Annotated in this window: 10 protein-coding genes and 1 tRNA gene; 8 read left to right on the plus strand and 3 right to left on the minus strand. The window is 42.5% G+C overall.

Features of this window, described 5'->3' with window-relative positions; translation table 11 throughout:
* Nucleotides 1–24 precede the first annotated feature (24 nt).
* Nucleotides 25–228 (minus strand): cold-shock protein, encoded by a 204-nt coding sequence (locus B6D67_RS09515; protein WP_002991299.1) that lies wholly within the window; start codon nt 226–228, stop codon nt 25–27.
* A 519-nt stretch (nt 229–747) separates the two neighbouring features.
* Nucleotides 748–818: transfer RNA gene (locus B6D67_RS09520), tRNA-Cys, on the minus strand.
* Between the two features lie 405 nt (nt 819–1,223).
* Here B6D67_RS09520 and ahpC point away from each other — a divergent pair.
* Nucleotides 1,224–1,784 (plus strand): alkyl hydroperoxide reductase subunit C, encoded by a 561-nt coding sequence (gene ahpC, locus B6D67_RS09525; protein WP_002982304.1) that lies wholly within the window; start codon nt 1,224–1,226, stop codon nt 1,782–1,784.
* Between the two features lie 20 nt (nt 1,785–1,804).
* The gene (ahpF, locus tag B6D67_RS09530; protein WP_002982300.1) at nt 1,805–3,337 is read left to right on the plus strand and encodes an alkyl hydroperoxide reductase subunit F; all 1,533 of its coding nucleotides are present in this window, start codon (nt 1,805–1,807) and stop codon (nt 3,335–3,337) included.
* Between the two features lie 57 nt (nt 3,338–3,394).
* Here the strand turns inward: ahpF and hutI are convergent, their stop codons facing one another.
* Nucleotides 3,395–4,660, minus strand: a complete 1,266-nt coding sequence (gene hutI / locus B6D67_RS09535) for an imidazolonepropionase (RefSeq protein ID WP_011285756.1) — start codon at nt 4,658–4,660, stop codon at nt 3,395–3,397.
* Nucleotides 4,661–4,951: 291 nt separating this feature from the next.
* Between hutI and B6D67_RS09540 the strand changes: the two genes are divergently transcribed.
* The 6 genes from B6D67_RS09540 (at nt 4,952) to B6D67_RS09565 (ending at nt 12,479) form a co-directional block, all read left to right on the plus strand.
* The gene (locus tag B6D67_RS09540) at nt 4,952–6,982 is read left to right on the plus strand and encodes a urocanate hydratase (RefSeq protein ID WP_010922734.1); all 2,031 of its coding nucleotides are present in this window, start codon (nt 4,952–4,954) and stop codon (nt 6,980–6,982) included.
* Between the two features lie 88 nt (nt 6,983–7,070).
* Nucleotides 7,071–7,970 carry a glutamate formimidoyltransferase gene (gene ftcD, locus B6D67_RS09545; RefSeq protein ID WP_010922735.1) on the plus strand — a complete coding sequence of 300 codons (900 nt, stop codon included), beginning with the start codon at nt 7,071–7,073 and terminating at the stop codon, nt 7,968–7,970.
* Nucleotides 7,971–7,980: 10 nt separating this feature from the next.
* Complete coding sequence (locus B6D67_RS09550; protein WP_010922736.1) at nt 7,981–8,607, plus strand: cyclodeaminase/cyclohydrolase family protein; 627 nt, start codon at nt 7,981–7,983, stop codon at nt 8,605–8,607.
* Nucleotides 8,608–8,624: 17 nt separating this feature from the next.
* On the plus strand, nt 8,625–10,298 hold the full coding sequence (locus B6D67_RS09555; protein ID WP_010922737.1) for a formate--tetrahydrofolate ligase: 1,674 nt from the start codon (nt 8,625–8,627) through the stop codon (nt 10,296–10,298).
* 21 nt (nt 10,299–10,319) lie between these two features.
* Nucleotides 10,320–10,916: a HutD/Ves family protein gene (locus B6D67_RS09560; RefSeq protein WP_010922738.1), complete on the plus strand. Its 597-nt coding sequence runs from the start codon at nt 10,320–10,322 to the stop codon at nt 10,914–10,916.
* A gap of 219 nt (nt 10,917–11,135) precedes the next feature.
* A complete protein-coding gene (locus B6D67_RS09565) occupies nt 11,136–12,479 on the plus strand; it encodes an APC family permease (protein WP_010922739.1) in 1,344 nt (447 codons plus the stop codon).
* Nucleotides 12,480–12,482 lie beyond the last annotated feature (3 nt).

Genomic DNA, 12,482 nt, shown 5'->3' on the forward strand with positions numbered 1-12,482 from the left:
TTCTCTTTAGTTACTTTAACCAGATTAGGCCAATTTAGTGATATTGACTGCTTGAGGTCCACGTTGACCTTCTTCGACGTCAAATGCCACTTTTTGTCCTTCTTCTAACGTTTTAAAACCATTAGTTTGGATGGCTGAAAAATGTGCAAAGACATCTTGACCGTTTTCAGTTGAAATAAAACCAAAACCTTTTTCAGCATTAAACCATTTTACTGTACCTTGTGCCATATACATCCACTTCCTTTCTAAAAATCATTTGTAAAAATAGAGAGAAATAAAGATGTTGAAACACAAATACTAACTCAAAAACTAATTTACTCACTAAGAGTAACACATTTTATAACACTTGTCAATAACATGCTTAAAAACATTAAGAATATAGTTGCATTGTAATGGGTGGTTACTTTATAAAGCTGACTATGGTAAGGTAAACAAGTAGAGATTCAACTCTACTCGCTCTCACATCACCGTGTCTATCGTTAAGGTGCACGGCAGTTCAACTAACTTTTAACGCATATCGTTTAAGGGGGTAAGAACTCTGACCTTTATTTGCAATCGTTTACCAATTTTGGCCATAGTATTTTTCATACCTAATAATCAGGCTCTAAAAGACATCTTCGGGAAATTTGACCGACTTTTGACCGACTTTATTTCTTTTTTTCTCTTTTTTTATCCTGCCGCAAAAAATAAAAACCTTGATTTAACAACGTTTTCACGAAGTTAATCAAGGCTTGTTTTGTATATAAAAGGCGGTAGACGGATTTGAACCGACGATCAAGCTTTTGCAGAGCCGTGCCTTACCACTTGGCTATACCGCCACAACAAAGATTATTTTACCCTAATTCCACAAATCCGTCAAGCACTATTTGCACAAGACATATCCAATTAATATAACAGCCATTCCCTGATCTCATGCCAAAATAGGTTACAATATTAGCGATTAGGTAACCATAATATTAAGTTGCCTTAACGGAATCAAAAAAGTTTTTTGTAAACGCTTTAATAACAATTATATTTTCTGTAGATTATAATTAAATTAACCTTTGATTTAACGGCATCTTCAGCTTATTTAGAATCATTTTAATTAATGTGATTTATTTCACAACTTAATTGTCAGAAAATAATCGCTGATTTCCCAGTAAAATCAAGGGTTTCTGAGTAGACATAATCTTGTTGTTCTTTTATAATACAAGTATAAAACTATAAAAAAGGAGGACAACTATATGTCTCTAATTGGAAAAGAAATTGCTGAATTTTCAGCTCAAGCTTATCACGATGGAAAATTCATCACTGTTACAAATGAAGACGTTAAAGGAAAATGGGCAGTTTTTTGTTTCTACCCAGCAGACTTTTCATTTGTTTGCCCAACTGAACTCGGTGACCTTCAAGAGCAATACGAAACACTGAAATCTCTTGGTGTAGAAGTTTATTCTGTCTCTACTGATACTCATTTTGTTCATAAAGCTTGGCATGATGATTCAGATGTGGTTGGCACTATCACATACCCTATGATTGGTGACCCTTCACACCTTATTTCACAAGCCTTTGAAGTGCTTGGCGAAGACGGACTTGCTCAACGTGGAACATTTATCGTTGATCCAGATGGTATTATCCAAATGATGGAAATTAATGCTGATGGTATTGGACGTGACGCTAGCACCTTGATTGATAAAATTCACGCTGCCCAATACGTCCGTAAACATCCAGGTGAAGTTTGTCCAGCTAAATGGAAAGAAGGCGCTGAAACTTTGACACCAAGTCTTGATTTAGTTGGTAAAATTTAATAAATTTTAGGAGGAAAGCTATGGCATTAAGTCCTGATATTAAAGAACAACTTGCCCAATACCTCACCCTGTTAGAAGCTGATCTTGTTTTGCAAGTTTCCCTTGGTGACAATGAGCAGTCTCAAAAAGTCAAAGACTTTGTGGAAGAAATAGCTGCTATGTCTGAGCGTATTTCTATTGAAAACATCACTTTAGACCGACAACCAAGCTTTAAGGTTGCGAAAAAAGGTCACGGTAGTGGGGTTGTCTTTGCTGGTCTTCCTTTAGGCCACGAATTGACGTCCTTTATTCTTGCTCTCTTGCAAGTATCTGGACGTGCTCCAAAAGTGGATCAAGATGTTATTGATCGCATCAAGGCCATTGACCGTCCGTTGCATTTTGAAACTTATGTCAGCTTAACCTGCCATAACTGCCCAGATGTTGTTCAAGCTTTAAACATTATGTCCGTCTTGAACGACAAGATTTCACACACTATGGTAGAAGGCGGCATGTTCCAAGATGAAGTGAAAGCAAAAGGCATTATGTCTGTCCCTACTGTCTTTTTAGACGGGGAAGAATTCACTTCTGGTCGCGCTACCATTGAGCAACTCTTAGAACAAATCGCTGGCCCACTTTCTGAGGAAGCCTTTGCTGATAAAGGCCTCTATGATGTCCTTGTTATTGGTGGTGGCCCTGCGGGCAATAGCGCTGCTATCTATGCAGCTCGTAAAGGACTAAAAACAGGTTTACTTGCTGAAACCTTTGGTGGTCAGGTCATGGAAACGGTCGGCATCGAAAACATGATTGGTACCCTTTACACTGAAGGACCAAAATTAATGGCCGAAGTGGAGGCCCATACTAAGTCTTATGATGTTGATATTATCAAAGCACAACTAGCTACTTCTATTGAGAAAAAAGAAAACATCGAGGTTACTCTAGCTAATGGTGCGGTTCTACAAGCCAAAACTGCTATCTTAGCTCTTGGGGCCAAATGGCGTAACATTAATGTTCCTGGTGAAGATGAATTCCGTAATAAAGGGGTGACTTACTGCCCTCACTGTGACGGTCCTCTCTTTGAAGGCAAAGATGTTGCTGTTATCGGTGGTGGGAACTCTGGATTAGAAGCGGCCCTTGACTTGGCTGGTCTTGCTAAACACGTTTACGTTTTAGAATTCTTGCCTGAACTTAAAGCTGACAAAGTGCTTCAAGACCGCGCAGCTAAGACTAACAATATGACCATCATCAAAAATGTTGCTACTAAGGACATTGTTGGAGAGGACCATGTTACAGGTCTTAACTACACTGAGCGTGATAGCGGTGAAGACAAACACCTTGACCTTGAAGGGGTCTTTGTTCAAATTGGTCTTGTTCCAAACACAGCTTGGCTCAAAGATAGTGGTGTCAACCTAACCGACCGCGGAGAAATCATTGTGGATAAACATGGGTCAACCAATATTCCTGGTATCTTTGCTGCTGGGGACTGTACTGATTCAGCTTATAAACAAATCATTATTTCCATGGGGTCTGGTGCTACTGCTGCCATCGGTGCCTTTGACTACTTGATTCGTCAATAAAACAGCATATTTAAAAGAAGTTTTGAGCTAACGCTCAAAGCTTCTTTTTTAAATTTTTTAAAGAATACGACCTCGGTCAACTGTGAGTTGTCCTTTTTTATAGACTTGGTGAATCAAGTTGGTGGCAAAGAAATAAAATGGGTAATCAATATTTGGGGCATCAAAAATGGCAATATCTGCTTCTTTACCAACTGTCAAACTACCAACTCTCTCCTGACGATTGACAGAGTAGGCCGCGTTAATGGTAACAGCATTTAAGACTTCAATCGGTGTTAAACGTAACATAAAACAACCTAATTGCATCACAAACTGCATGTTAGCAGTCGGGCAACTGCCTGGATTACTATCTGTTGAGAGGGTGATGGCCATGCCAGCATCGATCATTTTGCGAGCAGGGGCATAAGTGTCTTCCATCAAACTAAAGGTGGTGGCTGGAAGCAAATTACCAATAACACCAGCACCAATCAACTTAGCGATACCATCATCTGTTATCATCATCAAATGCTCTGCACTAACTGCGCTGAGCTCTGCTGCGACATCAACTCCGCCTATAGACGCAATTTCATCTGCGTGAATACGAAGCTTGAAGCCCATTTCTTTGGCTTTGCTTAACAGATAGCGAGACTCATCAGCTGTAAAAACATTTTTTTCACAGAAAATATCACAAAATTCTGCCAGATTTTCCTCTTTAACAACAGGAAGCATATCCTTGATAATCACATCGAGATAAGCCTTAGGATTCCCTTTGTATTCTTCAGGAATCGCATGGGCTGCCATAAACGTAGACACCAAATCAATGGGATGGTCTTTTTCTAAAGCAGCAACAACATCCAGTTGGCGTTTTTCTGTTTCCCAATCAAGGCCGTAGCCACTTTTCGCTTCGACAGTAGTCACTCCATGAAGCAACATGTAGTCTAGCAATCTCTTGGATTTTTGATAAAGGTTGTCAAAGCTGGCTGACCGAGTGGCCCTCACCGTGCTTAAAATACCACCACCTTGAGCTAAAATATCCAAGTAAGACACCCCTGCTAATTTCTTGGCAAATTCATGTTCACGACTGCCACCATAGACCAAATGGGTATGACAGTCAATAATACCAGGCGTTGCAATTTTACCTTTATAAGAACGCATAATAGTCTGTGTACCGACAAGCTCAGCATCTGGTTCACCAGAACCAAGAGCCACAATGAGGCCGTCTTTGATGGCTATATAGCCATCTTCAACGATAGTGGCTTTTTTCATTTCTTGACCAGTTAAAGGATGACCTGGATCATTTAGACAAAATAGTTGATTAAAATGTGTTAATAAGACATCAGCAACCATAAAAACCTCCTTTTTTAACATCGTTTGTCAACTGATTAATAGCCATTACTAGTCCCCCCTCACCCACTCAATAGTTGCGATCTTTGCAACTTTGGTAACAACAATTAACCTCTGACTGACTTTATCTGTCATACCTCAAGTGTACTGATTAAGCGTCAAATTTTAGTCAAAAAATGAGGTTTTGATTTTTTTTTAGACTTTTTTCGCATTTCAAAGCGTGGTTGACTTTTTATAGACTAGACTAAGTTAGACTAATCTCGACAATAAAAAGGAGTTGAGGAGGAGTTTTCTATGTCATTTTACAGTGAAACTGACATAGCTGCCGCTATGACTGTTAAGTTAGACGATGTTTTACCGGAAAAGACTGTGTTTGAAGAAGGTATCCGAAGAGCACCAGACAGAGGTTTTCGATTGACCCAGGCTCAGACCGAAATCGCCTTGAAAAATGCCCTACGCTATGTACCTACGAAGTTCCACGAAGAAGTCATTCCAGAATTTTTGGAAGAACTCAAAACCCGTGGCCGTATTTATGGCTACCGCTTTAGACCAAAAGACCGCATTTACGGCAAACCCATTGACGAGTACAAGGGAAATTGTACAGCTGCCAAGGCCATGCAGGTCATGATTGACAATAACTTGAGTTTTGAAATTGCCTTGTACCCTTACGAACTAGTCACATATGGAGAAACTGGTTCTGTTTGTGCCAACTGGATGCAATATTGTTTGATTAAAAAATACCTAGAAGTCATGACTGATGAACAAACCTTGGTGGTTGAGTCTGGTCATCCAGTTGGTCTTTTCAAATCCAAACCTGAAGCGCCTCGTGTGATTATTACTAATGGCCTTTTGGTGGGTGAATACGACAACATGAAAGACTGGGAAATCGCTGAAGAGATGGGTGTCACCAACTATGGTCAAATGACCGCAGGTGGTTGGATGTATATTGGCCCACAAGGAATCGTTCATGGAACGTTTAATACCCTCTTAAATGCTGGTCGTCTCAAACTTGGAGTGGCTGATGACGGTGATTTGACCGGTAAACTCTTCATCTCATCTGGTCTAGGAGGCATGAGTGGGGCACAAGGTAAGGCTGCTGAAATTGCTAAAGCAGTTGCCATTATTGCTGAAGTTGACCAATCTCGGATTAAAACCCGTCATTCTCAAGGCTGGATCAGTCAAATTGCCGAAAGCCCTGAAGAAGCTCTGCAATTAGCCCAAAAAGCCATAGATGCTAAGGAGTCCACTTCGATTGCTTACCATGGTAATATCGTTGATCTTTTAGAGTACGTCAATGACAAGCAGATTCATGTTGATCTTTTGTCTGACCAAACCTCTTGTCACAACGTTTATGACGGTGGCTACTGCCCAGTAGGTATTAGCTTTGACGAAAGAACCCGGCTCTTGGCAGAAGATAAAGATACCTTCCACCAAATGGTTGATGATACCTTGGCACGGCATTTTGAAGCTATTAAGACGTTAACTGAAAATGGCACCTATTTCTTTGACTACGGCAATGCCTTTATGAAGTCTGTTTACGACTCTGGTATTACAGAAATTTCTAAGAATGGTCGTAACGACAAAGACGGATTTATCTGGCCATCCTATGTGGAAGATATCATGGGACCTATGCTTTTTGACTATGGCTATGGACCTTTCCGTTGGGTCTGCTTGAGTGGTAATCACGATGACTTGGTGGCCACTGACAAAGCTGCCATGGAAGCTATCGATCCTGACCGCCGCTATCAAGACCGTGATAACTACAACTGGATTCGTGATGCTGAGAAAAATCAACTCGTAGTTGGTACCCAAGCCCGGATCCTTTACCAAGACTGTATCGGTCGTGTGACTATCGCCCTTAAATTTAATGAATTGGTCCGCAAAGGCAAGATTGGTCCTGTCATGATTGGTCGTGACCACCATGACGTGTCTGGTACCGACTCACCATTTCGTGAAACCTCAAACATTAAAGACGGTTCCAATGTGACCTGTGATATGGCGGTGCAATGTTACGCTGGTAACGCTGCGCGTGGTATGAGTTTAGTGGCTCTTCATAACGGTGGCGGAACTGGTATTGGTAAAGCCATCAATGGTGGTTTCGGACTTGTTTTAGATGGCAGCGAACGCATTGATGAGATTATTAAATCTGCTATTGCTTGGGACACCATGGGTGGTGTTGCTCGTCGCAATTGGGCTCGCAATGAGCACGCTATTGAAACCGCTATTGAGTATAATCGTCTCCATGCAGGTACTGATCACATCACTATCCCATACTTGGCTGATGATGACCTTGTGACTTCAGCAGTAGATCAATTATTTCACTAATAACTGCTAGCTAAAAATGTAAGCGTTATCTAAAGTAGATAACCTATTCCCTTAATGAGTAATTCAATGACATAAAAGGAGATTAAACATGGCGAAAATTGTTGAATGTATTCCCAACTTCTCAGAAGGCCAAAATCAGGCTGTTATCGATGGTTTGGTAGCGACGGCCAAAAGTATTCCTGGAGTGACCCTTCTCGACTACTCTTCTGATGCGAGCCACAACCGGAGCGTGTTTACCTTGGTTGGAGATGACCAGTCTATTCAAGAAGCAGCTTTCCAACTGGTGAAATACGCTTCTGAAAACATTGATATGACCAAACATCATGGCGAACACCCTCGTATGGGAGCAACCGATGTCTGCCCATTCGTTCCGATCAAAGACATCACTACACAAGAATGTGTTGAGATTTCCAAACAAGTCGCAGAACGGATTAACCGTGAACTTGGAATCCCAATCTTCCTTTATGAAGATTCTGCCACACGCCCAGAACGTCAAAACCTGGCCAAAGTCCGTAAAGGACAATTCGAAGGCATGCCAGAAAAACTGTTGGAAGAGGATTGGGCACCTGACTACGGAGATCGTAAGATTCACCCAACTGCTGGGGTAACTGCCGTTGGTGCTCGCATGCCATTGGTTGCTTTCAATGTTAATTTGGATACTGACAATATCGACATTGCTCATAAAATTGCGAAAATTATCCGCGGTTCAGGTGGTGGCTACAAATATTGTAAGGCTATCGGTGTCATGTTAGAAGACCGTCATATTGCCCAAGTTTCCATGAACATGGTTAACTTTGAAAAATGTTCTCTTTACCGTACTTTTGAAACCATCAAATTTGAAGCGCGTCGCTACGGTGTGAATGTTATTGGTTCTGAAGTCATCGGCTTAGCGCCAGCCAAGGCCTTAATCGATGTGGCTGAATACTACTTACAAGTTGAGGACTTTGACTACCATAAACAGATTCTTGAAAACCATTTGCTAGGTTAGGAGGTTCTCTATGGGTTTAGTTGATTTAAGCTTAACAGATTTCGCTAAAGTCCTTGGCTCAGATGCCCCTGCTCCAGGTGGTGGTTCTGCTGCTGCTCTCTCTGGCGCTAATGGCATTTCCTTAACCAAGATGGTCTGTGAATTGACTCTTGGTAAGAAAAAATACGCTGACTACCAAGATATTATTACAGAGATCCATGCTAAAAGCACCGCTCTACAAGCTAGCTTGCTTGCAGCCATTGACAAAGATACCGAAGCCTTCAACCTGGTTTCTGCCGTTTTTGATATGCCAAAAGAGACTGACGAAGACAAGGCTGCTAGACGAACTGCCATGCAAAAGGCCTTGAAAACAGCTGCACAATCACCTTTTGAGATGATGACCCTCATGGTCGAAGCACTTGAGATCACTGCAACAGCTGTCGGTAAGTCTAATACAAATGCTGCTAGCGACTTAGGAGTTGCTGCTTTAAACTTAAAAGCAGGTTTACAAGGCGCTTGGTTGAATGTTTTGATTAATCTGTCTGGCATCAAAGATGAAGACTTTGTTACCGACTATCGCCAAAAAGGACAAGCCTTACTAGACAAGGGCTGTCATTTGGCAGATGACATCTACACGAAAATTCTCGATATTGTTTAACAAGTAAAGGAGCAACTATGGTTTTATCAGATATTGAAATAGCCAACTCTGTCACTATGGAACCTATCAGTAAGGTTGCCGATCAATTAGGGATTGACAAGGAGGCGCTCTGTCTCTATGGTAAGTACAAGGCAAAAATTGATGCCCGTCAACTGGTCGCCTTAAAAAACAAACCTGATGGCAAACTCATTCTTGTCACTGCTATCTCACCAACACCAGCTGGTGAAGGCAAAACCACCACTTCTGTTGGATTGGTAGATGCTCTTTCTGCCATTGGAAAAAAAGCAGTTATTGCCCTTCGTGAACCTTCTCTTGGTCCTGTTTTTGGGGTTAAGGGAGGAGCTGCTGGCGGTGGCCACGCGCAAGTTGTCCCAATGGAAGACATCAACCTTCACTTTACAGGGGACTTTCATGCCATCGGTGTCGCCAACAACTTATTAGCTGCCTTGATTGATAACCACATTCACCATGGCAATAGCCTAGGCATTGATTCCAGACGTATCACTTGGAAACGTGTGGTGGATATGAATGACCGCCAGCTTCGTCATATTGTTGACGGCTTGCAAGGCAAGGTCAACGGGATTCCTCGTGAAGATGGTTATGACATTACCGTCGCCTCTGAAATCATGGCAATCCTGTGCCTATCCGAAAATATTTCTGACCTCAAAGCCCGCCTTGAAAAAATCATCATCGGTTACAACTACCAAGGTGAACCTGTAACAGCTAAAGACTTGAAAGCTGGTGGTGCCCTAGCCGCTCTGCTCAAGGATGCGATTCATCCTAATCTCGTGCAAACCCTGGAACACACACCAGCCCTCATTCACGGTGGCCCATTTGCTAATATCGCCCATGGCTGTAATAGTGTCCTCGCCACCAAACTAGCCTTGAAATATGGTGATTATGCCGTTACCGAAGCTGGATTTGGCGCTGACCTTGGAGCTGAAAAATTCATTGACATCAAATGCCGCATGTCAGGCCTTCGCCCAGCAGCCGTTGTCCTAGTAGCCACTATACGTGCCCTTAAAATGCATGGGGGTGTGCCAAAAGCAGACCTGGCTACTGAAAATGTTCAGGCCGTTGTGGATGGTTTACCTAACCTTGACAAACATTTGGCTAATATCCAAGACGTCTATGGCCTTCCAGTTGTCGTGGCGATCAATAAATTCCCGCTTGATACCGATGCCGAATTACAAGCTGTCTATGATGCCTGCGACAAACGTGGCGTTGACGTTGTGATTTCTGATGTTTGGGCAAATGGCGGAGCTGGTGGCCGTGAACTGGCTGAAAAAGTCGTGACACTAGCCGAGCAAGACAATCAATTCCGCTTTGTTTATGAGGAAGACGATAGCATTGAAACCAAACTGACTAAAATCGTTACCAAAGTTTACGGTGGTAAAGGCATCAACTTGAGCTCAGCAGCCAAACGTGAACTGGCTGACTTAGAACGCCTCGGCTTTGGCAACTACCCAATTTGCATGGCCAAAACCCAATATTCCTTCTCAGACGATGCCAAAAAACTTGGCGCACCAACTGACTTTACAGTGACTATTAGCAACCTTAAAGTGTCCGCAGGAGCAGGATTTATCGTTGCCCTAACAGGTGCTATCATGACCATGCCTGGCCTTCCAAAAGTACCTGCCAGCGAAACAATTGATATTGACGAGGAGGGCAACATCACAGGACTATTCTAATTGGAAATAAGGAGAGAACAAATGACAAAGGTAACCATCAAAGCGCCCTCTGATTACCTCCAAACTGACTGGTCTGGCGGTGAAACCAACCAATTGTTCCTTTATCCCGAAGATGGAGATTACAAAAAGAGAGAATTCTCTTATCGTCTCTCAACTGCAACTGTAGCCCTACGACAGACAACCTTTACCCGACTTGATGGCTATCACAGGATTCTAATGAGCCTAGACAAGCCCATCACATTAAGTGATTTGAGTCATGCTAAAGAGATTTCCCTAGCTCCTTTTCAACCCTATGCGTTTGAAGGCGATACCAGAATCGTCAGTCGTGGAACCTGCCAAGACATCAATTTAATGTATGATGACCAATACCAAGGGCAATTATTACCCGTCTGGTCTGACACACCATTTGAGGCACCTAAAGCGGACTGTCAACTGCTTTATGCCCTAAGCAAACTGACTTATTCTGTGACCAATCAGGCGAATCAAGAGCTTGAAGCCAATCACTTGTTGGTAACCGAGCAGGAGGCCAGCCTTTCAGATCTAAAAGTTTGCCTCAATCAAACAAGCCCCGCCCAAACTCCAGTAGCTGTTTGGGCAGGCTTATGGTATAAGACTTAGTGGGATAAAGATAGGCATCACACTACTCATGCCTATTCTTCTCCAATGAAATCACTACACATCATTACAAAAGGCTACCTATTTCTCATCGCTAACCAATAGCTCATCACTATCGTTAGGTGCAAGAAGGATCCTCCTAAACCGACTATCTCCTCATTTCCTAGCGACCTTATCCATTATATTTGAACGCAATTTGCAAACAAAAAGGAGAGCATTATTATGGCGTCAAATCACATGAACGAACAAGAAAGAGAACAGGCAAAGTTTAGCTTGAGCGGTGCCACTCTTTACGGGATCAATGCCGTTATCGGCTCTGGTATTTTTCTCTTACCTAGGGCCATTTATAAGGGCCTTGGCCCTGCATCCATCGCTGTTATGTTTGGAACAGCTATTTTGACCATCATGTTGGCAGTTTGTTTTGCAGAAGTCTCTGGTTATTTTGGGAAAAACGGCGGAGCCTTCCAATATTCCAAACGAGCTTTTGGTGATTTTATTGGCTTTAACGTTGGCTTCCTTGGTTGGACCGTTACCATCTTCGCTTGGGCAGCCATGGCAGCTGGGTTTGCCAGAATGTTTATCATTACTTTCCCTGCCTTTGAAGGTTGGCACATTCCACTTAGTATTGGGTTAATCATCTTACTATCTTTGATGAATATCGCTGGTTTGAAAACCTCTAAAATTGTCACCATCACAGCCACCATTGCTAAGTTAATTCCAATCGTTGCCTTTTGTGCCTGTACCCTTTTCTTCATCAAAAACGGGCTTCCTAACTTTACCCCATTTGTTCAGTTGGAACCAGGGACTAACCTCTTAGGGGCTATCTCCAATACTGCTGTTTATATCTTCTATGGCTTTATCGGTTTTGAAACCCTCTCTATTGTCGCTGGGGAAATGCGTGACCCTGAAAAAAATGTACCGCGTGCTCTTTTAGGATCAATCAGTATCGTCTCTGTCTTATATATGCTGATTATCGGTGGAACCATTGCCATGCTTGGCTCTCAAATCATGATGACCAATGCACCTGTTCAAGATGCCTTTGTTAAAATGATAGGCCCTGCTGGCGCTTGGATGGTCTCAATCGGTGCTTTAATTTCCATTACAGGTCTTAACATGGGAGAATCCATCATGGTGCCACGTTACGGTGCTGCCATTGCTGATGAAGGGCTCTTACCAGCTGCTATTGCCAAGCAAAATCAAAATGGCGCGCCACTCGTTGCTATCTTGGTTTCAGGAGCAATTGCCATTGTACTCCTGCTTACTGGCTCATTTGAAAGCTTAGCAAAACTCAGTGTTGTTTTCCGCTTCTTCCAATACATTCCAACAGCACTAGCCGTTATGAAATTACGGAAGGACGATCCCGATGCTAATGTGATCTTCCGAGTACCATTTGGCCCTATTATCCCAATTCTTGCAGTTATCGTTAGTTTAGTTATGATTTGGGGTGACAACCCAATGAACTTTGTTTATGGTGCAGTTGGTGTCATCATTGCAAGTAGTGTGTACTACCTTATGCACGGACGTAACCACCAAATGGACCAAATGCCCCCTAAGGAACAAATCTAGGAG

Source organism: Streptococcus pyogenes (genome assembly GCF_002055535.1).
Classification (GTDB): Bacteria; Bacillota; Bacilli; order Lactobacillales; family Streptococcaceae; genus Streptococcus; species Streptococcus pyogenes.

Coding starts and splice junctions, on each gene's coding strand:
- ftcD (WP_010922735.1), top strand. CDS start 7,071: ATGGCGAAAATTGTTGAATGTATTCCCAACTTCTCAGAAGGCCAAAAT.
- B6D67_RS09550 (WP_010922736.1), top strand. CDS start 7,981: ATGGGTTTAGTTGATTTAAGCTTAACAGATTTCGCTAAAGTCCTTGGC.
- B6D67_RS09555 (WP_010922737.1), top strand. CDS start 8,625: ATGGTTTTATCAGATATTGAAATAGCCAACTCTGTCACTATGGAACCT.
- B6D67_RS09560 (WP_010922738.1), top strand. CDS start 10,320: ATGACAAAGGTAACCATCAAAGCGCCCTCTGATTACCTCCAAACTGAC.
- ahpC (WP_002982304.1), top strand. CDS start 1,224: ATGTCTCTAATTGGAAAAGAAATTGCTGAATTTTCAGCTCAAGCTTAT.
- B6D67_RS09515 (WP_002991299.1), bottom strand. CDS start 228: ATGGCACAAGGTACAGTAAAATGGTTTAATGCTGAAAAAGGTTTTGGT.
- B6D67_RS09540 (WP_010922734.1), top strand. CDS start 4,952: ATGTCATTTTACAGTGAAACTGACATAGCTGCCGCTATGACTGTTAAG.
- ahpF (WP_002982300.1), top strand. CDS start 1,805: ATGGCATTAAGTCCTGATATTAAAGAACAACTTGCCCAATACCTCACC.
- hutI (WP_011285756.1), bottom strand. CDS start 4,660: ATGGTTGCTGATGTCTTATTAACACATTTTAATCAACTATTTTGTCTA.
- B6D67_RS09565 (WP_010922739.1), top strand. CDS start 11,136: ATGGCGTCAAATCACATGAACGAACAAGAAAGAGAACAGGCAAAGTTT.